Annotated in this window: 20 protein-coding genes and 1 other RNA gene; 12 read left to right on the top strand and 9 right to left on the bottom strand. The window is 44.1% G+C overall.

Features of this window, described 5'->3' with window-relative positions:
- The coding region (locus IGQ44_11125) for a threonine--tRNA ligase (GenBank protein ID HIK38525.1) at positions 1-459 on the top strand (459 nt) is incomplete at its 5' end.
- Between the two features lie 57 nt (positions 460-516).
- On the opposite strand, the gene IGQ44_11120 is transcribed toward IGQ44_11125, so the two are convergent.
- The 3 genes from IGQ44_11120 to IGQ44_11110 are packed head-to-tail and all read right to left on the bottom strand — an operon-like array spanning position 517 to position 4,354.
- Positions 517-1,317: a phosphate ABC transporter ATP-binding protein gene (locus tag IGQ44_11120; GenBank protein HIK38524.1), complete on the bottom strand. Its 801-nt coding sequence runs from the start codon at positions 1,315-1,317 to the stop codon at positions 517-519.
- Between the two features lie 12 nt (positions 1,318-1,329).
- Complete coding sequence (pstC, locus tag IGQ44_11115; protein HIK38523.1) at positions 1,330-3,216, bottom strand: phosphate ABC transporter permease subunit PstC; 1,887 nt, start codon at positions 3,214-3,216, stop codon at positions 1,330-1,332.
- Positions 3,209-4,354 carry a hypothetical protein gene (locus IGQ44_11110; GenBank protein HIK38522.1) on the bottom strand — a complete coding sequence of 382 codons (1,146 nt, stop codon included), beginning with the start codon at positions 4,352-4,354 and terminating at the stop codon, positions 3,209-3,211. Before IGQ44_11110 ends, pstC begins: the two co-directional genes overlap by 8 nt.
- Before the next feature lie 186 nt (positions 4,355-4,540).
- Between IGQ44_11110 and IGQ44_11105 the strand changes: the two genes are divergently transcribed.
- The 4 genes from IGQ44_11105 (at position 4,541) to frr (ending at position 8,902) form a co-directional block, all read left to right on the top strand.
- Positions 4,541-5,563 (top strand): PstS family phosphate ABC transporter substrate-binding protein, encoded by a 1,023-nt coding sequence (locus IGQ44_11105; GenBank protein HIK38521.1) that lies wholly within the window; start codon positions 4,541-4,543, stop codon positions 5,561-5,563.
- A gap of 137 nt (positions 5,564-5,700) precedes the next feature.
- Positions 5,701-7,131, top strand: coding sequence for a type I glutamate--ammonia ligase (gene glnA, locus IGQ44_11100; GenBank protein HIK38520.1), 1,431 nt, complete (start codon positions 5,701-5,703; stop codon positions 7,129-7,131).
- A 510-nt stretch (positions 7,132-7,641) separates the two neighbouring features.
- The gene (locus tag IGQ44_11095) at positions 7,642-8,364 is read left to right on the top strand and encodes a UMP kinase (GenBank protein HIK38519.1); all 723 of its coding nucleotides are present in this window, start codon (positions 7,642-7,644) and stop codon (positions 8,362-8,364) included.
- Entirely contained in the window at positions 8,351-8,902 is a 552-nt protein-coding gene (gene frr / locus IGQ44_11090) for a ribosome recycling factor (GenBank protein ID HIK38518.1), read from the top strand. The genes IGQ44_11095 and frr overlap by 14 nt, the downstream gene beginning before the upstream one ends.
- Positions 8,903-9,124: 222 nt before the next feature.
- Here frr and fabG read toward each other — a convergent pair whose 3' ends face one another.
- The gene (fabG, locus tag IGQ44_11085; GenBank protein ID HIK38517.1) at positions 9,125-9,823 is read right to left on the bottom strand and encodes a 3-oxoacyl-ACP reductase FabG; all 699 of its coding nucleotides are present in this window, start codon (positions 9,821-9,823) and stop codon (positions 9,125-9,127) included.
- 456 nt (positions 9,824-10,279) lie between these two features.
- Here fabG and ppsA point away from each other — a divergent pair, with 456 nt between their 5' ends.
- The gene (gene ppsA, locus IGQ44_11080) at positions 10,280-12,787 is read left to right on the top strand and encodes a phosphoenolpyruvate synthase (protein HIK38516.1); all 2,508 of its coding nucleotides are present in this window, start codon (positions 10,280-10,282) and stop codon (positions 12,785-12,787) included.
- Between the two features lie 699 nt (positions 12,788-13,486).
- Here ppsA and IGQ44_11075 read toward each other — a convergent pair.
- On the bottom strand, positions 13,487-13,756 hold the full coding sequence (locus tag IGQ44_11075) for a hypothetical protein (protein ID HIK38515.1): 270 nt from the start codon (positions 13,754-13,756) through the stop codon (positions 13,487-13,489).
- Positions 13,757-13,889: 133 nt separating this feature from the next.
- Here IGQ44_11075 and IGQ44_11070 point away from each other — a divergent pair, with 133 nt between their 5' ends.
- The 3 genes from IGQ44_11070 to IGQ44_11060 all read left to right on the top strand — a co-directional run bounded on the left by IGQ44_11070 (position 13,890) and on the right by IGQ44_11060 (position 18,262).
- Positions 13,890-14,597, top strand: a complete 708-nt coding sequence (locus IGQ44_11070; protein ID HIK38514.1) for a YggS family pyridoxal phosphate-dependent enzyme — start codon at positions 13,890-13,892, stop codon at positions 14,595-14,597.
- Positions 14,598-14,816: 219 nt separating this feature from the next.
- Positions 14,817-16,706, top strand: a complete 1,890-nt coding sequence (locus IGQ44_11065; GenBank protein ID HIK38513.1) for an NAD(P)H-quinone oxidoreductase subunit F — start codon at positions 14,817-14,819, stop codon at positions 16,704-16,706.
- 62 nt (positions 16,707-16,768) lie between these two features.
- The gene (locus IGQ44_11060) at positions 16,769-18,262 is read left to right on the top strand and encodes an NADH-quinone oxidoreductase subunit M (protein HIK38512.1); all 1,494 of its coding nucleotides are present in this window, start codon (positions 16,769-16,771) and stop codon (positions 18,260-18,262) included.
- Between the two features lie 42 nt (positions 18,263-18,304).
- Here IGQ44_11060 and IGQ44_11055 read toward each other — a convergent pair whose 3' ends face one another.
- Complete coding sequence (locus IGQ44_11055; GenBank protein HIK38511.1) at positions 18,305-20,164, bottom strand: hypothetical protein; 1,860 nt, start codon at positions 20,162-20,164, stop codon at positions 18,305-18,307.
- 122 nt (positions 20,165-20,286) lie between these two features.
- Between IGQ44_11055 and IGQ44_11050 the strand changes: the two genes are divergently transcribed.
- Positions 20,287-21,873, top strand: coding sequence for an Hsp70 family protein (locus tag IGQ44_11050; protein HIK38510.1), 1,587 nt, complete (start codon positions 20,287-20,289; stop codon positions 21,871-21,873).
- A gap of 22 nt (positions 21,874-21,895) precedes the next feature.
- Entirely contained in the window at positions 21,896-22,438 is a 543-nt protein-coding gene (gene scpB, locus IGQ44_11045; GenBank protein ID HIK38509.1) for an SMC-Scp complex subunit ScpB, read from the top strand.
- An 18-nt stretch (positions 22,439-22,456) separates the two neighbouring features.
- On the opposite strand, the gene IGQ44_11040 is transcribed toward scpB, so the two are convergent.
- Positions 22,457-22,828 carry a plastocyanin gene (locus IGQ44_11040; protein ID HIK38508.1) on the bottom strand — a complete coding sequence of 124 codons (372 nt, stop codon included), beginning with the start codon at positions 22,826-22,828 and terminating at the stop codon, positions 22,457-22,459.
- Positions 22,829-22,954: 126 nt separating this feature from the next.
- Here IGQ44_11040 and ffs point away from each other — a divergent pair.
- An RNA gene (ffs, locus tag IGQ44_11035) (signal recognition particle sRNA small type) lies at positions 22,955-23,051 on the top strand.
- A gap of 19 nt (positions 23,052-23,070) precedes the next feature.
- Here ffs and IGQ44_11030 read toward each other — a convergent pair.
- Entirely contained in the window at positions 23,071-24,501 is a 1,431-nt protein-coding gene (locus IGQ44_11030; GenBank protein HIK38507.1) for a cation:proton antiporter, read from the bottom strand.
- On the bottom strand, positions 24,501-24,839 hold the full coding sequence (locus IGQ44_11025) for a cation:proton antiporter subunit C (protein HIK38506.1): 339 nt from the start codon (positions 24,837-24,839) through the stop codon (positions 24,501-24,503). The genes IGQ44_11030 and IGQ44_11025 overlap by 1 nt, the downstream gene beginning before the upstream one ends.
- Positions 24,840-24,958: the final 119 nt, after the last annotated feature.

The raw sequence follows: 24,958 nt of genomic DNA, 5'->3' as shown, positions 1-24,958 counted from the left end.
TACAACCTACCAGAACGTTTCGACTTGGAATACACCGCCCCAGACGGCAGTCGTCAACGCCCTGTAATGATACACCGTGCCCCCTTTGGCTCTTTAGAGCGTCTTATTGGTATACTCATTGAGGAATATGCGGGGGATTTCCCCATCTGGCTAGCCCCTGTCCAAGTCCGCCTCCTGCCCGTCTCTGATGAGTTTCGTCCCTATGCTCAACAGGTTTGCCAGAAGATGCTTAGTCTGGGAATCCGCGCCGAGGTGGACGCCAGTGGCGACAGACTGGCTAAGATGATCCGCACCGCTGAAAAGGAAAAAATCCCCGTTATGGCGGTGGTAGGGGCAAAGGAACAGGACAATAACACCCTCAGTATACGTACCCGGGCCCAGGGGGAGCTTGGGGCTCTTCCCCTGGAACAGGTAATACAACGATTACTCAATGCCATCCAGTCCTACGGCGACTTTTAATAGGACCCGCCGTATGGATTTGTGATTGCCAACCCCGGGGGGGATAGGCCCGCCTCCTTATCTTTTGGTTATACCCGTTAATCCGGCAGTGGTGTACTCGTAAGTCTTCCTACTGTCGGGGTTCAGGAATATTTTTTCTACTGTATTATGCTCAACTACATAACCAGTCTTACCGCCCCTGGCATTCTCTTCTACGTCCATATACACCACTTCGTCACAGATACGGGCAACCTGTCTTAGGTCGTGACTGGTCATGATGATGGTATAGTCTTCTTTTAGTTTTAGAAGCAGTTTCTCAATTTCTAGGGTGGAGACTGGGTCTAATGCCGAACAGGGTTCATCCAATAGTAATACCTCTGGTTGGATGGCGATGGCTCTAGCGATACACAAACGCTGCTGTTGTCCGCCGGAAAGGGTTAGGGCATTTTGGTTAAGACGGTATTTTACCTCATCCCACAGACCCACCTTGGTGAGGGCCAATTCTACCATTTCCGGGATTTGTTTGCGAGGATAGCCGTTTGCCCTTAGGGGGAAGGCGATGTTGTCGCGGATGGAGATGGGGAATGGCGCCGGACGCTGAAACACCATTCCTATCCGACTACGCAATTCCACTAGGTCCACACCTGGCCGATATATGTCTTCCCCCCTGAATAATATTTTTCCCTTTACCCTCATTCCCTCTATCAGGTCATTTAGGCGATTCAAACAACGTAGTAGGGTGGTCTTGCCACAGCCGGAACGTCCTATAATACCCGTGATTTGATGCGCCTTAAAGTCTATGAATACCCCGGCCAGAAGTACTTGTTTGTAGTAGGTAACAGACACATTTTCCAGTCTGATGATTACATTGTCTTCCATAGACACCTCCCTCTATGTACTAGTTTTTGGTTTTAAAAACTCCCGTACCAACACAGATAAAACATTTATGGCCAGGAGAATGATAACCAAAACTATAATGGCGGCTGCGGCTAAAGATTGAACTTCTGCTTTTGGACTCTGTAACCAGTAGAAAATTTGTACTGGCAGGCTTGAGTAGTTACTTCGTAATCCATCTAACGACAAGGGGGGCAAGAAACGAACTATGGCCCTGGCGCCCACACCAATTAGGGCTGCCGTTTCTGCCAAGGCCCTCCCTTGGGCAATCAAAACTCCTGTTATGATGCCAGGAAGGGCGTTGGGTAATAGGATTCTAATTATCACCTGCTCTTTTGTCATACCCAGCGCGTAGCCACTTTGTCGCAAGACTGGATCTACACTTTTTAGGGCATTCCTGCTGGTTACTATCACTGTGGGCAGGGCAATCATGGTTAATACCAAGGCGCCACTTAGGATACTATTGCCTCCTGTGATGGGCCTACCCAAATGTACAAACAATTCCAATCCCAATAAGCCGTAGAGGATAGTGGGTATTGCGGCTAGATTGGCAATACAAATGTCCAGAAAGCGGGCAAACCAATCCTTCTTCTGGTACTCTTCCAAGTAGATGGCACTACCTACCCCCAGTGGTGTCACCATCAGCAAAGTGAGTATAAATAGCCATGTACTGCCCACCAGAGGTGACAGAATTCCCGACTCTTTCGGGTCACGGGAGGGGAAACTAGTAAGGAATTTCCAGTTCAGGTGACTAATCCCATCACTTACTAGGGATAGAAACAATATTGTTATAAAAACTACTCCCAAACTAGCACAAATAAAACCCACTACTCCTAGTATTTTCTCCCATACCTTCCTGCTTTTCAGGTTACTTTTCTGGAATTGTTCCCTGTCGACAATAGTATCTTTTTTCTCTAGGGTTATCCTATATTTTTCCTCAGTGGTTGCCCTTTTACTCTCGCTTTTATGGCGTTTTCTGCTGATGTTGCTCAAATCCCAATTCTGCAGCCAGTAGCTTATACTGTTGAGAATCAGGGTTGCTAGAAAAAGAATAAACCCTAGAGTGAAAATTGTCTTGAACAATAGGGAATCATATTCTACCGTGCCCAGACTAATCCTAACAATAAAACTGGTCATGGTTTCAACGGGCACGAGGGGATTAAAGGTTAGATTTGGCCTTTGTCCGGCGGCTATTGCCGCGATCATGGTTTCTCCAATGGCCAGGGAAGCTGCCAGGGAGACTGCGGCTATTATGCGGGGGAATATAGAGGGGAGAAGGATGCGGAAAATCACTTCTGGTTTGGTCAAGGCCAGGGCATAGCCGGAATTGCGCAACTGTTGGGGGAGGGAATCGAGGGCGTCTTCTGTCAAGGAGGCGATCACCGGTGTTACAAATATACCGATACAGATTCCTGCACTGAGGGCGTTAAAACTGGAGATGAAGGGGATAAATGTGTTTTTGACAAAGGGAGTCAACACCAGGAGGGCAAAGTAACCGTAAACTACCGCCGGTATACCCCCCAGGGATTCCAAGGCCACCTTGAGGGGACGACGCAGATGGGAGGGGGCATATTCTGACAAGTAAACTGCTGCTAGGATGCCCACTGGGGTTGCAAACAATAAGGCAATAATGGTAGTTAGTACTGTCCCCGACAGTAGCACAATCACGCCGAATCTGGCATTGACATAGTTGGGGGTCCATTGTCTGCTGGTAAAAAATTCTGTGGGGGATACTTTTTGGAAAAACTCGTAGGTTTGAAGTAGGAAAACCAGGAAAATTCCCACCACAATTAAAATCGGCACAACCCCAACAATTGTGAATATTATCTCCAACCAAGGTTTTTTGAGCCCCTTTGCTCTTAGGGACAAAGTTCTACTAATCATTTTTCTCTTCTCTCCCCTCTATCAAAGCTGTTAGTTTTGCTAAAGAAGTCTGTATGCTTTGGAAGTTACGTGCCAGGTTTTTTACTATTTTCTGGTTTTCTTCGGCGGTGCCTGATAGGTTGTTAATTTCTCTTCTTAGCTCTTCAGCCACATTATTGATAGTACTACTTGCCTGGTTGATTTGCACACTTAATTTTTCTATCTCCTGTGTTACCATATCGAAGGGCAGTCTCTTCTTTTCCTCTGATGATATACCAGATACCATTCTGCCCACTTTCTGAGACAAGAATTCAACCCTTTTACTTATCTGTGAGACCAATTCTGTCGCCTGGTTTATCATTCTGAACTTGTACTTGAATCCGGAAGATGCTAGGGATATTTGTTGATTTAAAGCCACTACCTTTTCCACACTTTCTTCCAGAGAATCAAGGGTTTTTTTCCCCTCCTCTGACAGCAAAACTCCTACTTCTGAAAAGCGCTTGTTTAGCCTGGATATTTCCTCATTTCTGAGCTCCAGGTCCTTTTGTTGTTCTTCTAATTGTTTTGCCTGTTTTTCTAGCAGTTTGTTAGTTTTTTTCAGCTGTTCCCTCTGGTTTTCCAACTCCTTGGCGTACTCGCTGACTACTTTTTTTTCCTTTTCTAGTCTCTCCGCGTAGTTTTTTAGTGCATCCCCCTGTTTGACAAGCATTTGGTTAATTTCTGAAAAAATATTTGCCTCTGCCAGGATTAAAACACTCAATTCCAACATGCCCATATACTCATCTTCTTTTGTGACCACAACTGGTTCATAAACATACTCGGGGGCGCGTCTTAGTGCCAGTTTCACTGCTTCGTTAATTTCCGTGTCAGCTGGTATAGTTAATGGTTTATAGTCCAGTGTTCTCACTAGGACTTTTATTGGTCTTTTGCTGTAAATATCCCGGGCATATTCCCTACTCATTTTTTCAAAGAAAACCCGACGAGAAATGGTGGCCACTACCTCGTTTTTTTTAGTCACAAACACCCCGGACAGTTTAGGATTCTCCAACAGGGTTTCTTCCACCATCTCGGTAATGGTGTTGATGTCCACCCTGTAGTTGTCCAGGGGTAACTCTCCAATTTTCCCTATGTGTACCTGGCTGTCCACTTCCCTAGCCATGGTTGTTTTCTACTCCCAATATAATATAATTAGTCATCGCTAACACATATGATATGTCAACTTTTTTCTGGTTCTAAAATTTAATCTAATCTTAAACTTTTCTTAAATAAAAAATAACTAAACAAAGGTATATTCTAGCTGGGGAAAATAATTAAATCGTGGCGAAATTGACAGGGAGAAGAAACTATGAAAAGGTTAAAAACTGCCACAACCATGGCGGCAGTGCTAGCCCTGGTGAATTTGACTGCCTGTGGTGGGGGTACAGGACAACAGGGAGGGGGAGGAGGCTCATTGAGTGGCAACATAGTCATTGATGGTTCTAGCACTGTTTTCCCCATCACCGAGGCGATGGCAGAGGAGTTTCAAAAAGAACAAGGCCAAGTACAAATTTCCATCGGCGTATCCGGGACAGGCGGTGGGTTTAAGAAGTTCTGTGCGGGAGAGACGGACATTTCTAATGCCTCTCGTCCCATCAAGCCGGAGGAGATGCAGAAGTGTCAAGAGGCGGGGATAGAATTTGTGGAATTGCCCATAGCCTATGACGCCATTTCTGTGGTGGTGAATCCTCAAAATGATTGGGCTAGCTGTCTTACTGTAGAGGAGTTGAAGAAGATTTGGGCTCCTGAAGCCCAAGGGAAAATAACTAAGTGGAAACAGGTAAATGCTAAGTTTCCCGACGAACCTTTGAACTTGTATGGGCCAGGGACTGACTCTGGCACTTTTGACTTCTTCACCGAGGCCGTTGTGGGCAAATCGGGACAGGGTCGAGGGGATTATACTGCCAGTGAGGATGATAATGTATTGGTACAGGGTGTGGCCAATGACAAGGGGGGATTGGGTTACTTCGGACTGGCCTATCTAGAGGAGAATATAGACAAGGTCAAACCGGTGGCCATAGATGATGGTGATCCCAAAAATGGCCAGGGATGTATTGAACCTAGTGTTACGACTGTAGAGGAGGGTACCTATCAACCTCTATCTCGCCCACTGTTTATATATGTTAAAAAAGAGTCCCTAAATCGTCCCGAAGTGAAGGCCTTTGTCGAGTTCTACCTGCAGAAGGAACATAAGCCCCTAATTAATAAGGCAGGATATGTACACCTACCCGATGCCGTGTATGACAAGGTACAGGCTCGTTTTAAGGAACAAAAGACTGGCACTGTTTTCACCAAGGGGGTTAAGGGGGTCAAATTGGAAAATGTTTTATAAATGTATTCTCATAGATCCTAGAGAAAAGGGGAGAACATGTATAAATGGCTACAAAAACGAGAAGGGAGGTTGTATAGGATTGTTTCTTTGAACAAAAAGACGGTAGACAGTGTAGGTAGAAAAGGAGAAGAGAATTAATGCCATCAACTCCGCAGACTCCACAAGACGTACTGAAACTAATTCAGGAAAGAGAAATTAAAATTATTGACCTGAAGTTCGTTGACTTGCCAGGCACTTGGCAACACTGTTCCTTTTATAGCAGTCAGCTGGACGAGTCTTCCTTTGAGGACGGGGTGCCCTTTGATGGCTCCAGCATCCGTGGCTGGAAGGCTATCAACGAATCGGACATGTGCATGGTGCCAGATCCGACCACTGCCTGGATTGACCCCTTCTGTAAAGAGCCCACCCTCAGCATGATTTGTAGTATCAAGGAGCCACGAACTGGGGAGTGGTATTCTAGAGATCCTCGTAGCATCGCCAAGAAGGCAGTGGAGTACCTGAAAAGCACGGGTATCGCAGACACTGCCTATTTTGGCCCAGAGGCAGAATTTTTTGTGTTTGACGATGTCCGTTTTGACCAGACGGAGAACAAGGGGTATTATTACGTAGACAGTATTGAGGGGCGTTGGAATTCTGGTAGAGAAGAGGAAGGTGGAAACCTGGGGTATAAACCCAATTACAAACAGGGCTACTTCCCGGTTTCCCCCAGCGACACCCTTCAGGATATTCGCACAGAGATGCTCTTAACCATGTCAGAGTGCGGTGTGCCTGTGGAAAAACATCACCACGAGGTAGCCACTGGAGGTCAGTGCGAGTTGGGCTTCCGCTTCGCCACTCTGGTGAAGGCTGCTGATTATCTGATGACCTACAAGTATGTGGTCAAGAATGTGGCCAGAAAGTATGGGAAGACTGCCACTTTCATGCCCAAGCCTTTGTTTAACGACAATGGCTCGGGGATGCACACTCACCAGTCCCTCTGGAAAGATGGTCAGCCTCTATTCTGGGGTGACGGGTATGCCAATCTGAGCAAACTGGCCCTCCACTACATTGGTGGTATTTTGAAACACGCCCCCGCCATCCTCGCCTTTAGTAACCCCACCACCAACTCCTATAAACGTCTGGTGCCCGGGTTTGAGGCTCCCGTCAACCTGGCCTATTCTCAGGGTAATCGCTCTGCTTCCGTTCGTATTCCTATCTCTGGTCCTAATCCTAAGGCCAAGCGCATTGAGTTCCGTTGTCCGGATGCCAGTTGTAACCCCTACCTAGCCTTTGCTGCCATGCTTTGTGCTGGCATTGATGGCATCAAGAATGAAATTGATCCTGGCGAGCCTCTGGACGTGGATATTTATGATCTTTCCCCCGAAGAGTTGAGTAAAATCCCTTCTACTCCTGGATCTCTGGAACAGGCTTTGGAAGCTTTGGAAAAGGATCATGAATTCTTAACTGCTGGTGGCGTTTTCACCGAAGAGTTTATCCAAAACTGGATCGAGTACAAGCTCGATAACGAGGTCAATCCCATGCGACTTCGTCCCCATCCCTACGAGTTTGCTCTTTATTACGACGTCTAGTCCCCTCTAACTTTTGGCACGGCTCTCCTTTTCCCGGCTGTGCCCTTCTTGTTGTTAATTTTTATCATGTAAAAATTAACCAGCCCAAGTGTCTGAGCACTGGCCCACGACCACCGCCCACCCCAATCATAGCATAGCGCCCCCCTTGAGGTAGATTTCTGATACAAAAATTAACAAAGGGGGATTTGGGGAACACACCCTCAGGGGCCTCCACTAAAAGGGGGAGGATGCTATTTCACAGAGTGTATGCAAGGCATTGGAATATATAAGGATAGCCAATGAAAATTATAGAGGTAATACTTGATAATTTCAGAGCCAATATATAGGGGTTGCAGGGATTGTAAGCTTTTTTGGGGCTACCTTTTGTATACCTCCCTCTGCTATCTTCCTGCATGAGGTGTTTTTTTTACATTGTATAGAGCTGTACCAGTCCTAAGCCGGCACTGATGCTGGGAGGGTCAAAAACTGGTATCTTAACTGAAGAAAATTTAAGGAAAATGCAGTAAGACAATGGCTTACCAGAGGATACTACTAAAACTGAGCGGGGAGGCCCTCATGGGGGATTTGGGATATGGTATAGATCCCAAGGTAGTGGCTCAGGTGGCGGAGGAGATAGCCCAAGTAGTGAGGGAAAATGTTCAGGTGGCAATAGTAGTGGGAGGAGGTAATATTTTTAGAGGAGTACAGGCGGCAGCAGCGGGAATGGACCGTGCTACGGCGGATTACGTGGGGATGATTGCCACCGTGATGAATGCCATGACTCTACAAGATGCCTTGGAGAGGATAAATATTCCCACTAGGGTACAAACGGCCATCGCTATGCAAGAAGTAGCTGAGCCCTACATTAGAAGGAAGGCTATTAGACACTTGGAATTGGGTAGGGTTGTTATTTTTGGTGCTGGTTCTGGTAATCCTTTCTTCACCACCGATACTACTGCCGCCCTCAGAGCCGCTGAGATCGACGCCCAGGTAATATTTAAAGCGACAAAAGTAGACGGGGTGTACGATTCAGATCCCATGAAGAATCCCAATGCTCGCCGTTATGAGACTTTGCATTATAATGATGTTCTGACCAAGGATTTAAAGGTAATGGACTGGACTGCCATTACCTTGTGTAAGGAGAATAATATCCCCATCGTGGTATTTAATCTTTTCCAACGTGGTAATATTATCCGAGCAGTAAGAGGAGAAAAGGTTGGAACTATAGTAGGAGGTTTCTGTGAAAATAACTGAGGAAATTCAACATTTAATGCAAAAAAGTGTTGAGAAGACTCAACAGGACTTGAACACTATCCGTACTGGTCGGGCTAATGCTAGCCTTTTGGACAGGATTATGGTGGACTATTATGGCACAGAAACGCCTTTGAAGGCACTGGCCAGTATTACTACCCCTGATGCCACTACTCTCCTCATTCAGCCCTTTGACAAGAATAGTCTTCCCCAAATAGAAAAGGCCATCACCATGTCCGACTTGGGTTTAACCCCCAACAATGATGGCCAGGTTATCCGTTTGAATATCCCCCCTCTCACCACCGAACGTCGCAAGGAGTTTGTCAAAATTGCTGCTAAATATGCAGAAGAGGGGAGGGTTGCCATCCGTAACATTCGCCGTGATGCCATTGATAAAGTCCGCAAACAAGAGAAAAATGGCGAAATCTCTGAAGATGAATCCCGCGCCCTTCAGGAGGAAATTCAAAAAATTACTGACAAGTACATCGCCAAAATCGATGAACTCCTCAAACAAAAAGAAAAGGAGTTAACCACTGTTTAATCTCTCCCCCCTTCTCTTTTCCCCCTTTTTTTGTCTTTCTTCCTTCTCACCTTCTCCCCTCTTTCCCCCCACACTATTTGCTAATTATTATCATATAAAAAATTACCACCCCCGCCGTCTTGGTAGTCCCTTTGCCTACCGCCCCCCCATCATAGCCCGCCCCCGCTATTTTGTCAAGGGGCATATGGCAATAAACCGGTACAGACGGGGGGAAATAGCTTTTTAGGCTTTGCCGTAGACTGGGATAGTGGCACCGCGGATGTCTCTGGCGGCTTCACTGGCAAGGAAACAAATGACTTCACTCAAAGACTGAGGAGAAACCCAATTATCATTAAACTCCATTGTTTCTCTGTTTTTGGGAGTATCTATGATGCTGGGTAAAACGGTATTGGCAGTGATATCTAAATGCTTTGCTTTTGTCTCCTCGGCAATGGTGGCAATGAGATTACAAACTCCTGCTTTGGCAGCGCCGTAGGCTGACAGTTGGGCAGTGGGTTGAACTGCAGCACGCGAGGCTACGGCAACAATACGACCATAGCCGGTTTGTTTCATCTTGGGAAGACAGTATTTGGCAAGGAGGAAGGTGGAATGGAGGTTTAGAGTAAACATGTATTGCCATTGGTGAAAGCTGAAGTCTTCCACATAACCCATATCAAAACCCCCCACTAGGTGAATTAACACGTCCACCTGAGACATTTGGGCTACCATTGTCCTAACCTGGGTTTCATCAGTAACATCACAGGCAACCGGTTTTAACTTGGATATTTCTGAGGGAGTTAAACGTTGTAGGAGAAAAGAAAGGGATTCTTCTTGACGATAGGTTATTGTCACCTGCCGAGGGTTTCTTTTTAGTACTGCTTCTGTTACTGCTACCCCTAAACCCCCAGTGGCGCCAGTAATCAGGACAAATTTGTTCTCCATGACGTTTTGAAATTTTAACACTGGATTTTATTATCCCCAATTATAAGTTAAGAACAAAATGGCTAGTTTAAACCGGGGCGAGAAGGGAGAAGGATAAGAATTGTTGAAGAAGAAAGAAAAAACTGCCAATAGAAAAAAACAATAAAATAGGGCTAATATTTTAACATTTTTAAAAGAAAGGATTGTATACCAATTATCCGTTCTGCGGCGGCTGAGCCTGCTGATTTACAAGGGAAACAGATAAACAAAATTAAACATTTGTAGCTGGATGTAAAGGAAAAGATAAAAGTTATGGTAAAATCGAAGTGGGAGTGTTATAATAACGGGGATGTCAAGAATTAATAAGAAAAAAACAACAAAAGTTAATTAAAAATTAATAATTGAAAAAGAGGAGTGGAACTAGAATATGAATAGAAGGGCAAGAAAATGGCAAAACAAGAAAAGGAGAGGAACATTATGGTAAGTGTAGTACCAGAACAAGTAAAAGAGCCTCAAAAAAGCGAAAGGTTCGTGTTGTGGTTTGAAGAGGTGGGAATAGAAGACATCCCCCTAGTGGGTGGAAAAAACGCCTCCCTAGGAGAGATGATTCAACAGTTGAGCAAAAAAGGGGTAAATGTGCCCACAGGATTTGCTACAACCGCCTACGCCTACCGCTACTTTATTGAAAAGGCGGGGTTGGAAGAAAAACTGCGTAAGATTTTTGAAGACTTGGATGTGGAAGACTTGCAAAACCTCCAGGAAAGAGGTAAACAGGCAAGGGCATTAATCCTAAACACTCCCTTCCCTAAAGAGTTGGAATTGGCAATATCCCAAGCCTATTTTAAACTCTGCGAACGCTACGGGGCAGACCCAAAACTGTGTGAGAGAATGGATGATCCAGAAAAATGTAGACAATACAGCTATGACACAGACGTAGCGGTAAGATCCAGTGCCACAGCAGAAGACTTGCCAGATGCCAGTTTCGCCGGGCAACAGGAAACCTATTTAAACGTACACGGGGTGAAAAACGTATTAGAAGCCTGTCATAAGTGCTTCGCCTCTATTTTCACCGACAGGGCAATATCCTACCGCACCGTGAAGGGGTTTGACCACTTCCAAGTAGCCTTGTCTGTGGGGGTACAAAAAATGGTACGCTCCGACTTGGCCTCCTCCGGCGTGATGTTTAGTATTGACACAGAAACTGGCTTTAAGAATGCAGTTTTCATCACTGCCTCCTACGGGTTGGGGGAAAACATAGTACAGGGCGCGGTAAACCCGGATGAGTATTTCGTGTTCAAGCCCACACTGAAACAGGGATACAGACCCATTTTACATAAGCGGCTGGGGAGCAAGGAAATTAAAATGGTATATGATATAGGGGGACAAAAACAGGTGAAAAACGTCCCTGTGCCCCTCTCGGAAAGACAAAAATATGCCCTCACCGACGATGAAGTACTAACCCTGGCAAAATGGGCTTGTATTATAGAAGAACACTACAGTGAGAAAAGAGGACAATACACCCCCATGGATATAGAATGGGCCAAAGACGGCCTTACTGGGGAATTGTTTATTGTCCAAGCTCGTCCGGAAACTGTACAATCCCAGAAATCTACCAATGTCCTAAAAACCTACAAACTCAAAGAAAAGGGTAATGTTCTGGTAACGGGTCGTGCCGTGGGCGAGATGATCGGGCAGGGTAAGGCTCGTGTAATACTGGACGTCCACAGAATTGGGGAGTTCAAGGCAGGGGAGGTATTGGTAACCAACAAGACAGACCCAGATTGGGAGCCTATAATGAAGAAGGCTAGTGCTATTGTCACCAATCAGGGTGGACGCACCTGTCACGCTGCCATTATTGCCAGGGAGTTGGGCATTCCTGCTATTGTGGGTTGTGGTAATGCCACGGGTGTAATTAAGACAGGACAAGACATAACGGTATGCTGTGCGGAAGGAGAAGAAGGGAAGGTATATGAGGGGTTGTTGCCCTTTGAGATTGAGGAGACACCCCTAGATAGCTTGCCCAGGACTCGTACTAAGATTATGATGAATGTGGGCAATCCGGAGGAGGCTTTCAAACTGGCGTCTATTCCCTGTGACGGTGTGGGGTTGGCCCGTTTAGAGTTTATCATTGCCAACCACATCAAAGCGCACCCCTTAGCCTTAATGAAATTTGACCAGTTGAAAGATGAAGCCGCCAAAGAGGAAATAGCCAAGTTAACTATTGGTTATGATAACAAGGCAGACTTCTTTGTAGACCAGTTGGCACAGGGGATTGGTACAATTGCGGCGGCTTTCTATCCCAATCCGGTAATTGTAAGAATGTCCGACTTTAAGTCCAATGAGTATGCTAACCTGTTGGGGGGTGCGGAATTTGAGCCAAAAGAGGAAAACCCGATGATTGGTTGGCGTGGTGCTTCTCGTTACTACGATGAGAAGTATCGTGAAGCCTTTGGTTTAGAGTGCAAAGCCTTGAAACGGGTGCGTGACGAGATGGGGTTAACCAATGTAATCCCTATGATTCCCTTCTGTCGCACACCTTATGAAGGGCGTCGGGTATTAGAGGAAATGGAGAAACATGGCCTCAAGCGGGGCGAAAATGGTTTACAAGTATATGTAATGTGTGAGATACCCAGTAACGTGATTCTGGCGGATGAGTTTAGCGAAGTTTTTGATGGTTTCTCCATTGGCTCAAACGACCTGACTCAGTTAACATTGGGACTGGACAGGGATTCTGCACTAGTAGCACATATTTTCGATGAGCGCAACGAGGCCGTCAAGGAAATGGTGCGGATGGTGATAGAAAAAGCCAAACGCAACAACCGTAAGATAGGCATTTGTGGACAAGCCCCTAGTGACTATCCCGAATTTGCACGTTTCCTGGTAGAATTGGGCATTGACTCTATTAGTTTAAACCCTGATTCTGTACTGAAAACCCTTCTAGACATTGCCAAATTGGAGGAAAGACTGGCTGGCGAACAACAATAAGCCACAGTAAATAGACAGAATATTGGGGGGCGAACACTTACTTGCCCCCTTTTTTTGGTGCAAATTTTCTGTGGTATTTGCCCCCTGTTTTTTGATGATAAACCTGCGTTTTTATGGAATAGTATATTAGGAAAGTAAAGCAGCAAATTTTTCCAGTGGGGTTATCTGTTTAAAATGGCTACCAAATACCCGGATAGGAATGGATAACTCTAGCATTAACCTTCTACAATGAAGTAACCCCCTAAAGACAATAAATTGAGGGGCCCTGTTGTCAATACATGTGGCATCAAAAGCAAATTTTATTAGTTGTAATTATATTCCAGATAACAAAAATCTCCTTCTGAAGGTATTTGGGTTCCCTCTCCAAGGGGAGCCGTTATTTTTGGACTTATTTTTGACAAAAGCAAGTCTAAAATTTACTGTTGCAGCAAAGATATTTTTGTAGGATGAAGTGTCTTGGGGGGCTAAATTTTCCGCTAATCTTTCCGGCTAATTGTTAGGAGGGGAGGATACCGTGTCTGCAATTTCTTCAACAAAGTTTTTTGTGAGGCTTTCCAGGGTTGATTAGGCAACATAGTCAGGAAAATTGCCTTGGTTTTTGAGAAGAGAATAGAGTGTCTCCTTGAGGGAGATCTTAATATTCCCCTTGTATTCCTCTGTATTCTTACCAATGGAGGAAAAAAACTCATCAACAGACTACTAACAGGTAGATGGAAGAGGGAGGGAAGAAGGGGGGGATTCAACAACTTGAGGGAAGGATTCAATAATCTCAAACTGGGCGACCCAGATGCCCTCTTTCGCATCTTGTGGTAGAATGCAAGCATGGAGGGGCTTGTCAGCGAATGTGGCAAGGGCTATTATTCTACCTGTTATGTTACTACCCTCAATGGTAGCACGGGCGTCTCTCCCTAGCATGAACCTAGCCTTCTCCAGTGGTGCTGTTGGTGACAGTTGTGTTTCTATTACCATAATCGCTGCAGGGGGTAGTAGGGGTTTTTGGCTTAAAGTATAACATAACGTTACTAAGCTGCCCCCCTTCTAAGGGGGAAGGGAAGATATGATGATGTAAGGGAAAAGTGAGAAAGGAGAAAACATGAGAGAAATGAGAGAAGATAGAGAGAATGGTTTAAGGGTGAGATGGCAGAGGATTAGACGAGGAATACCAGCCACAGTGAGATTAATTGCGGTTACAAAGACTGTGGGAGTGGAGACGATAAAATTGGCTTACCAGGAAGGAATAAAGGATTTTGGGGAGAATCGACTACAAGATGCTACCCCTAAACAGGAACAACTTAGGGACTATAATGACATATGTTGGCATTTTATCGGACACCTACAAACAAATAAGGCAAAGAAGGTAGTAGAATGTTTCCCCTGGATTCATTCGGTGGATAGTCTTAAATTGGCACAAAAGCTGGATGAGTGTAGTAAACAGGCAAAAGAGACAGGGAAGATAGCCGATTATCCTCAGGTGTGTTTACAGGTGAAACTGCTACCGGATGAGAATAAATATGGGTGGCATCCCCGGCAGTTATGGCAGGATTTAGACTTTTTACAATCCCTTTCTCATCTACATTTTCGTGGCTTAATGACGATTTTGCCGTTGGGGTTGTCTTCAGAGGAGATGTTTGCCGCCTTTTGTCGTCTGCGGGAGTTGAAAGAGGAAATTAGACAGAAGGGCTATTTTGATGATAGATTTGATCAACTCTCTATGGGGATGTCTGATGACTATGAGTTAGCCATAAAAGCTGGTGCCACTATGATTCGTTTAGGTAGAATTCTATTCGATGAGGACTATCCCCTGGGTTAGCCTTACAATTCAGCTTATGCTTTGCGCAAATGCTTTATGATTATGGATTCCTAATGGATTAAATTTAATACTACCCGTAGGAGAAACTTATTAGCTCTTATGTATAATAACTAGGAAAAGTAAAACTGTGGGGGGTGTTTTTGTGAAACTGGTGGCCCTTTTTTTGGGAAGAAATTACTGTAAAATCAATCAGAAGTAGTGGCAATATGAAGGCAAACAATGATTGATTTTTTGACAAAACACATCTGGTGGATACCCCTATATGGCCTAACGGGGGCAGTTTTAACTCTACCCTGGGCACTAGGTTTAATTCGCGAGACAGGACAACGTCCAGCAGCCTACATAAATCTTTTAATGACATTTTTGTCCTTTGTACATGGTAGCATTATTTTTCTGAATATAAATCAAACACCCTCTGAAACATTAGACTTCCCCTGGTTTACCATAGCAGATTTACACTTATCCTTCACCATTGAAATATCACCCATTAGCAGTGGCGCAATAGAATTAGTAACTACTATTAGCCTTGTATCCCAATTGTTTGCCTTGGGATACATGGAAAAGGATTGGTCATTGGCTAGATTTTACGGGCTAATGGGCTTTTTTGAGGCGGCTTTAGGGGGAATTGCCATAAGTGACTCTCTGCTGCTAAGCTATGGCCTGTTGGAAATGCTAACCTTATCTACCTATTTGCTAGTGGGATTTTGGTATGCACAACCATTGGTGGTAACAGCTGCCAGGGATGCCTTCTTAACTAAAAGGGTGGGAGACATTCTATTGTTGATGGGTATTGTGGCACTATCCAGCTATGGCGCTGGCTTGAATTTCTCTCAGTTGCGAGAATGGGCACAATCCCACCCCCTATCCGATTTTACCGCTGCTTTAGTTGGTTTAGCTCTCATTGCGGGTCCTACCGGCAAATGTGCCCAATTCCCCCTCAATCTCTGGTTGGATGAGGCTATGGAGGCGCCTAATCCTGCCAGTGTTATGCGTAACTCTATTGTAGTATGTGCTGGAGCTTATATACTGATAAAACTACAACCGGTATTCACAATATCCACCATAGCATCAGACACGTTGATAATTATAGGAACAATTACTGCCATTGGGGCTTCTCTGATTGCCCTAGCACAGATAGACATAAAAAGAGCACTATCTCATTCTACCAGTGCCTATTTGGGTTTGGTGTTCATTGCGGTTGGATTGGGGCATACAGACATTGCCTTTTTGATACTATTCAGTCATGGGGTGGCCAAGGCGTTGTTGTTTTTGAGTGCGGGTGCAGTTGTTTATACCACTAATAGCCAGAATATTACAGAGATGGGGGGATTGTGGTCAAAAATGCCGGCTACAACTCTGGCTTACATGACTGGCAGTGGTGGTGTTGTAGGGTTATTGCCGTTGGGCATTTTAATTACATATTCTCGTTGGTTTGACGGAAAACTAGAGGTATCCTGGTGGTTGTTATCCATTCTGATATTGGTTAATTTCCTAAATGCTTTAAATTTGACTCGCGTCTTCCGGGCAGTATTTTTAGGGGATTGTCAACCCAAAACCCGTCGTGCGCCAGAGGTGCCCTGGCCCATGGCACTCCCCATGGTATCTTTGACTATTATTACACTAATTGCTCCTCTTGTGCCACTACAGTATAATCTTTGGCTTAGTCCTAATCCCCCAATTCTAGACAATCACAGTCCTGTCGTTTTTTATGCTATTCCCCTGATTATTCTTTCCGGCTTGGTGGGGGCGGTAGTAGGCTGTTTTATTCCCTTATACCGTGGTTTTTCTCGTCCTGTACAGAAGGGGTTGCGTTTGTTGCAAGACTTGTTGGCCTATGATTTTTATCTAGACAGGATTTATCAGATTACAGTGGTTTCCCTGGTCGGCAATATTTCCAGGTTTATCAGTTGGTGTGACAGATACATAGTGGACGGTGTAGTCAATTTAGTTACTCTCTTCACCATTTTTGGCAGTAATACTCTCAGATATAATACTTCTGGCCAGTCTCAATTTTATCTTCTTACCATCCTAATTGGTGTTTCTCTACTCATGTGGTGGGTTTTAGGTGGCCAGTGGCAGAATATTATTAATTATTGGTCATTATTTTAGAAGCCTTTTAATTTTTACCTTTTACTTTTTAACTTTTTCAGGAAGTTTTAACGTTAAAATATATGTTAAGTTTCTTGATTTGGTTCCCCGTTTTTGCCGCAATAATTATATCCATTGTACCAGGGAAAAGAGGGGGATATTTTTACTGCTTTTTCGCCCTTTTCGTCTCCTTAATTACTTTTATTTACAGTGTCGCTGTAGCGGCGAAATTTGATGCTAGCCTACCAGCAATTCAACTGAGGGAGAGTTTTGTCTGGTTGGAGTGGTTAGGTTTAAGTTACGACTTGGGAATTGATGGTTTATCCCTGCCTCTAGTGCTCCTCAATTGTTTCTTGACATCAATTGCTATATATATATCTAAGAAGGAAACTGAGCGTCCTCGTTTTTATTATGCCCTAATACTGCTGTTAATGGGGAGTGTGAATGGGGCATTTTTGGCACAAAATCTGTTACTATTCTTCCTTTTTTATGAGATAGAAATAGTGCCATTGTATTTTTTGATAGCGGTGTGGGGGGGTGCAAGGAGGGGATATGCGGCAACAAAATTTCTTCTCTACACTGCCTTGTCGGGGATTTTAATACTAATTAGTTTTTTGGGACTAGTATGGTTTAGTGGGGAGTCCACTTTTGCTTTTGAGGGGTTAAAATCTCATCTGTTACCCGTAAAAACACAAATTCTCCTGCTAATACCCCTCTTGATTGGTTTGTTTATCAAAATCCCTATTTTCCCCTTCCACACTTGGTTACCAGACGCCCATGTGGAGGCTAGCACACCTATTTCGGTATTATTGGCTGGGGTATTGTTAAAACTAGGCACTTATGCCTTGTTGCGTTTTGGGGTGGGATTGTTTTTACAGGGTTGGGTGGCTATTTCACCATACTTAGCCTATATTGCCGCTAATAGTGCATTGTATGGTGCCATGTGTGCCATTTCCCAAAAGGATATGAAAAAGGTGGTAGCGTATTCTTCTATTGCCCATATGGCATATGTATTGTTAGCCGCCTCAGCCGCTACTAGACTTAGTCTTCAGGCTTCTATTTTGCAGATGGTGAGTCATGGTTTGATTTCGGCTTTGTTGTTTACCCTGGTGGGGTTGGTGTATGAAACCACGGGTAGTAGGGATGTAGATTATTTGAGAGGATTACTCAATCCCCAGAAGGGATTACCTATAACAGGCAGTCTGATGATTTTGGGAGTGATGGCTAGTGCCGGTATTCCTGGTATGATTGGTTTTATTTCGGAGTTTTTGGTTTTCAGGGGGAGTTTTCCTATTTTTCCCATTCCCACTATACTTTGTATGGTTGGCACTGGTTTAACTGCCGTTTATTTTCTCCTTATGATAAATAAAGTCTTTTTTGGGCGTTTAACGCCAGAATTAGCCAATTTACCGCCAGTTTCTTGGGCAGACGAGCTACCTGCCATTATTTTAGCTTCTTTGATTGTCTTATTTGGCCTACAACCTCATTTTGTCACGGGTTGGAGTGATAACGAAGCAGTAATACTGTTTTATGGCAGTCAGGAAACTGTTTCCACTGTCATTCCTGATAGGGGTTAGGGTATGGGATATGGGGGGTGGTAGTGGGAGAGGAAAAACCACTCAACTTCTTATTCTTATTGCCTTCTTTTTGTATTGTCGTCGCCACTGCCAAAAGACAATAACAGACATAGTAATCCAGGTGACAATACCACCAATTCTCTCGGCCAAAGTGCCCTTATAGGAGATAATAACTTGGTATTCTCCGGGGGGTAGTTGAAATGCTATTCTCCCATCCCACCAAGGGGTTAGGGTGAGGGGGTGGTAGACATTTGTCATTATAAATCCATGGTTATTTTGTTGGGGAGAAAGGGGAGTATACTCACCATGCCAGCCGGGATAGAAAAAAGTCTTTATTATTATCGCTGTGGCTTGTGGCAGAGACAGTCGCAAGACTCTTTTACCCGGTTTCCAGGCTTCCACATGATATTTCCCCTTATACATTATCTCCACTGGCGGATATAGTCTGGGGGCCCTAAAAGTGGGATGAGGTGCAGGATATGACACCCTCGGCCATTTTAACGCATCTATCCCCTTTGGTAAATAGTCAGGCACCTCCAATTGGATCAATTTAAAATTGTTGTCAAACAAAAATAATCTTCCTCCTATCGGCAACACCTTATATTTTTCCCCATAGGTTAGATAATTCTTCTCCTGGTAGGTGGTGGGTTTTCCTGTTACGGTTATCTGGTTTATTTCTGCTACAAAACTCTTGTCAAAACGATTGTGATATGGTTGAGAAATTTCCTTCCACAAACGACAGCAAAACATAATCAATGGAGTGATAGCTACTAAGGGAATAATTTTGGAAAGTATGGTATATTTTTTGCATTTATTTTCATCAATAATTCTTCCCACACTCTCGGCGAATAAGTAGGGTATTATGGCCTGAGTTGTAACAAAAAATCGCCAGGGAAACTGAACCTCTTGAAAGACTTTTATTCCTTCATAAATTGGCTTGGCAATTGGGGTAACCATGCCTAGGGAGAATAGACAAATTGCCGCTGCAAAAGATAAAAATTTTTTTCTCGGATTATCTTTTAATTCCCCATATTGAAAGCTTGAAAGATACAGAGAAATTCCTAGAATGGCAATTAGAAAATTTTCCCCTACTAGGAGATAGGAAAGCTCGTGGCTGAAGTCAAGGAAGTGATTCTCATAGTCGTAGCGAAATGGTTTTTGGAATAATTTATTATCCATCACGACAGGAAGCAGAAAGAAACTGGTTATTCCTAAGGCTAGTGTTAGGGGGAGTAGAAAACAATTGATAGCCGTTTTTAGAGAGATTTTCCTGGCGACAAACAGATAGGATACCCCCACAAAGAGAGATGACAATAAAATCAGACTACCGGGAATATGAGACAGGAAAATCAGGCTAAGAAAAATGGCATTGCCAAGGGATATTCTTTCTGGGAGTTGTAGGGATTTCAAAATAGACAACATCAGCCAGGGTAAAATGGCAATAGAAGTGGCTTCAGCGTAGGCGCCTCTGACGAAAATGTCCACCAGAAAATAGGGGTTAAGAGTGCCAAAAATAACGGCAACATTCCGGGAATAGCCCCTAGTTTTAAACAGGGAGTAGGAGAGAAGAAAAACTCCCAAGGAATTGATTATTACCACAACAATAATTGCTCCTTTTATCTGTTGGGAGGGTGAAAGATTTAGCAAGGCGAAGGGAAGGGATAAAAAACGAAAAAGAGGAGGGTAAAAAGTAAAACTAGATGCCCCTAATCCTCCAAAAGCTTCTTCAAACCACTTGGGGTATAATTGTCCTTCTAGTATTTGTTTGCTGTGATAGTACCCCCAGACAAAATGGGTATAACCATCATGAGTTTTAAAAATGTTATACTCTACTATAGCCACCAACAAAGCCGTGGTGAGACAAAAAGACAACAGGATTTGTCGTCGCCCAAAAACACTCATACTTGTTGAAGCCAATGGTGGTAACTATCATAGCCTTTTAGAGATTTTTTGTAAACGAATAAACGAAGATATATTGGGGAAGGAAATGGTACAATATACCTTCGATTGTTTGGTGGAGGCCTATGACAATTGCAATCGATTTTGGTACCAGTAACACTGTGGTAGCGCGCATTAATCCGGAAACAAAAGAAACGGAGATTGTAAAACTGGTTAACTTGGCTCAGAATAATCCAAATATCCCCCCAGTTATCCCCAGTCTGGTATATGTAAACAATGCCCAAGAAGATGATGTTATTGTTGGGCAGAGAGTTAGAGACAGAGGATTAGACTATAGAGGGAATGAGAGATTTTTCTACAATTTTAAAAGGGGAATAGGCAGCGAACTCCAGGGTTTTCTGCCGGTTTTGGATGGAGTAAAGGTGACCTTTGAAAAGGTTGGAGAGTGGTTTTTAAATAAAATAATCGGAGAATTAAAAGACGTAGACTCCCTTATTTTAACAGTGCCGGTAGATAGTTTTGAAAAATATCGTCAGTGGCTGACGGAAATTTGTAGAAAATGGCGAGTAGAAAGGGTTAAAATCATAGATGAGCCCACGGCGGCGGCACTGGGGTATGGCAGAGAAGAGGAGGGAGACAGTAGAATCTTGGTAATGGATTTTGGGGGAGGAACACTAGATTTTTCTCTGGTAGAATTAGCTCGGAGCTTCAGCAAAAAAACTCAGGGTTTTATAATAAAATGGGGGGATAAATTGTTGGGAAAAAACTCAAGTCAAAAAACAAAATTAGCTAGGGTAATAGCAAAAGCTGGCACCAATTTGGGGGGTTGTGATATAGACAATTGGATTGTGGATTATTTCCATCAACAACAGGGAATCGTTAAGTCTTCTCTGACAACGCGTCTGGCAGAAAGATTGAAGATTAAACTCTCCAGTGAAACTGAGGCACAAGAAGTTTATTTCAACGATGAGACTCTGGAAACTTATGATTTACGGCTAAGTCGCTCGACTTTTGTCGAGATTTTGCAAAATAATAGGTTTTTTGAGCGTTTATCCGCCCTGATGGAAAACGTATTGCAACAAGCCAAGGCTAATGGCATTGACAAGGAGGCCATTGATACTGTCTTGTTAGTGGGAGGCAGTGTACAAATTCCAGCCCTAAGAGAATGGTTACAAAAATATTTCCCAAAAGAAAAAATAAAATGTGAACATCCCCTTGATGCCATTGCCAGGGGAGCATTAAAATTAGAACAGCAATTAGAGGTAAGGGACTTTCTGTATCACAGTTACGGCATAAGATACTGGAATAAGAGGAAAAATGCCCATGACTGGCACGTAATTATACCCAAAGGACAACCCATCCCGATGCCAGAGGCAAGGGAGTTGATTCTGGGGGCCTCGACGCCAAATCAGCCTAGTATAGAGTTGGTAATAGGGGAGTTAGCCGGAGAGGAAACAGCCACAGAGGTTTACTTTGATGGCGAAAGGTTGGTTACTCGTAGTATAGAGCGAGGGACAAGGGTGGTACAACCGTTGAATGACAGGGATGGGGGGAAAACTATTGCTAGGTTGGAGCCACCGGGCAATCCAGGACAAGACAGGATTAGGGTATTATTTAGGGTGGATGAGAATAAGCGTTTGCGGATAACGGTAGAAGACCTACTTACTGAAAGAATTTTATTGGATAATGTAGTAGTGGCCGAATTGAGGTAGTGGCGTGGCTAGGAGTAAATCCATGACGGTGGCAGGGGGTGAAGGCAATAGAGGGAGGGGGGGGAGAAGACAACGACAACAAGAAGGGGAATTAGAGAAGACGACTTTAAGCAAACAGATAGAGGCAATTTTATATCTGAAAGCCAAACCCACCACTGTTAGAGAAATTGCCTCCCTTACCGGTTATTCCCCCGAAGAGGTGGAAGAGGCATTAATCCAACTACTCACAGACTATGCCTATCGGGAAACCGCCTTGGAAATTGTGGAAAAGGGGGGAGGCTACTGTCTGCAACTCCAACCCGTTTACCAATCCCTGTTGGAAAACCTAATGCCTGCGGAGTTGAGTAAAGCCACACTAAAAACCTTAGCAGCAATTGCTTTAAAAGGCCCTATTCTTCAGAGTGAGTTAATATCCCTTCGTGGCAGTATCGCCTATCAACACGTCAAAGAGTTGGTGGAATTAGGGTTTGTGCGAAAAAGCCGTCAACGGGAGGGTAAATCCTATTGGTTGGAAGTCACAGACAAGTTTCATAGATACTTTGAAATAAATTCCCTACCCCAGTAAAAGACTTTCTCTTTCTATCTATTCCACAATGACTTTCCCTATCATACCAGCGCCTCTATGAGGCTCACAATAGTAGGGATATACTCCAGGTTCAGTAAATTTTATCTCAAAGGACTCACCGGGGGCAAATGCTAAGGCCTTATGACTCAACTTATCAGCATTTTTCACACTGGAATCAAAAACCACGTTGTGAGGTGCTAGTTTATTATTCACCCATTTCACAGTATCCCCCGCCTTTATTTTAACCTCTGCAGGTTCAAATGCCAACATCCCACTGTCAGTCCCCATTTTCACCACTACAGTGTCTCCTAAGGCTGGGGTAGCTACCACTCCCATACTGCCAAACAAGAAAACAACTAGGGAGATTAACAATACACCCAATTTTCTCATACTTTTCCCCCATTACTTTTACATTCTGTCTTCCTGTCTTCCATCCTACCATTAATTTTTACATAACGTCAAATGTTGCGGGGGGCAACCATGTCAAAAAAGAGAAAATGGGTTATAATGGTGAGTGACTCGGACTAACGCTGCCATGACTCTCAAACCTTGTCAGGACCGGAAGGTAGCAGCAATACGAGATGCTCATGGTAGGCGTCAGTTCCGGGTCTTTTTAGTTGGTAAGATGGGAACTAAAAGAGGGCCATCCAGAAAAGTCCAATGAGGGTGATACTCATCATTCCCAGAAGGTTTTCAAGATTTTCCCAAAAAGGGGGCAATTGTATTTCTTTCCCTCTCAACAGGGGGATGGAAATGAGAAAGCCAGTGGCTGCCAGGATGAGGCTTTTGGCTAGCTTGTCAGGGGTATAGGCAGATGGAATGATAAAGCCGGTGGTGATTATAATCCCCGTAAGAAGAGAGAAGGCTAGCCAGTGGTTTTGGTGAATTTCTGTTGTTTCCCCGTTTTTGGGGATGATGAGTATCTTGGTGAAGGCAATAGAGGTAAAAAGGGTGGCAACGGTAAGGGGGATAGTTTGCCAGGGTAACAATTGTTGAAGGGTGACTGTCTTAGCAACAAAACCGGCAAGGGGAGGAATTCCCATGAGGGAGAGACTAGACACAGTCATTACCCACCACAGACTTGTCTTAATACCTGTTTGCCACAAATCTTCCAGACTACGACTGGGGAGTTTGCCTGTAGTTAAAAACAGGGTAGCCTTGGCTAAACCATGACTTAGGGCATAAAATCCCGCTACAGGGGGTGCTGCTATAATATAACCTAACTGGGAAAGGGTGCTGAGGGCAAGGAGTCGTTTTATATCTTTTGCCCATATTATTTGAATTCCCCCTAGATATACGGCTGCCAAAGCCATAATCCTAACGATTATCTCCAAGTCTTCACTGAGGGTAGCGAGACGAATGAGTGGGAATAATCCAGCCTTGACAACAACCCCGGAGAGTAATGCAGATAGAGGTGTTTCTACAGAGGCGTGAGTTAGGGGTAACCACAAGCCTGAGATAAACACGCCACCCTTTACTGTCAATCCCAACAGGATTAAGGCAATGGCTTCTGGGGGGGAATTAACCAATCCCTGAAAACTGAAACCATGGTTTGCCTTATATACTAACACCGCCCCGATGAGGTAAAACAACATGGAGACATTGCTAACAAAAAGATACCGCAAGCCAATCCAAATGCTTTGACTGTTGCGGTTGTAGCTAATAAGGAGAAAGGCAGCAATACTTAAAACTTCTATTGCCACATAAAAGGTGATGAAGTCATAACTGAGAAAGGCACCATTCACACTGGCAAACAGAATCATTAGCTGGCTATAAAAAAAAACATTCCTCCCCTCCTGCCAACAGTAAATCAGAGTCGCCAGTGTTACTAGACTGTTGGTCAGCAAAAAGTAACCGGTAGTGGAATCCAAGTAGAGGGTTACGCCAAAATTGTTTTTGAGGTTTAAAAATACACTACCACCGTTCACAATCAAATACAGGGGAAACAACAGAGAAACAGACAATACTCCCAAACAGATGATACGATGCCATCTTGGCAGGAGGTAGACAAGAAAACCCCCTACGAAAGGCAAAGCCAAATGGATTAGACTCACACTTTTAATCATTTCCGAAACTGTCCCTCTATTTCTTCTACATCTAGGGTGGGGTTGTCCACTGCTAATTTCATCGCCCCCACCAACATCAGAGCCTGGATAGAAAAGCCTATGACAATAGCAGTTAAAATCACGGCCTGGGGTACTGGGTCTGCATATGCCAGGCCCTGTTGGTTTCCTGTCAGAATTGGTGTTAGTATTCCTTTTCTAGCGGCTATGAGGACATAATACGCCACTACCCCCGTACTCATCACATCCATACTCATTATTTTCATCAACAGGTTCCGTTTTAACACCATCCCCAGGAAACCCACAATTACCGTCAGCAGTATCAACGCCTCTAAAATCCTCATTCTTCCCTCTTCTGGCTCCTATACAACCTAATCAATCATAACATATCTTTCGATAGTTTTTTGTCTATATACTCCCTCAACCTCCAAAAAATATTTTTTGTTAGAAAATAGGG

It is taken from the genome of Geminocystis sp. M7585_C2015_104, assembly GCA_015295805.1.
In the GTDB taxonomy this organism is placed as follows: Bacteria; Cyanobacteriota; Cyanobacteriia; order Cyanobacteriales; family Cyanobacteriaceae; genus DVEF01.
The sequence above is the reverse complement of the archived record's forward strand: the minus strand, read 5'-3'. Positions and strand labels throughout refer to the sequence as shown.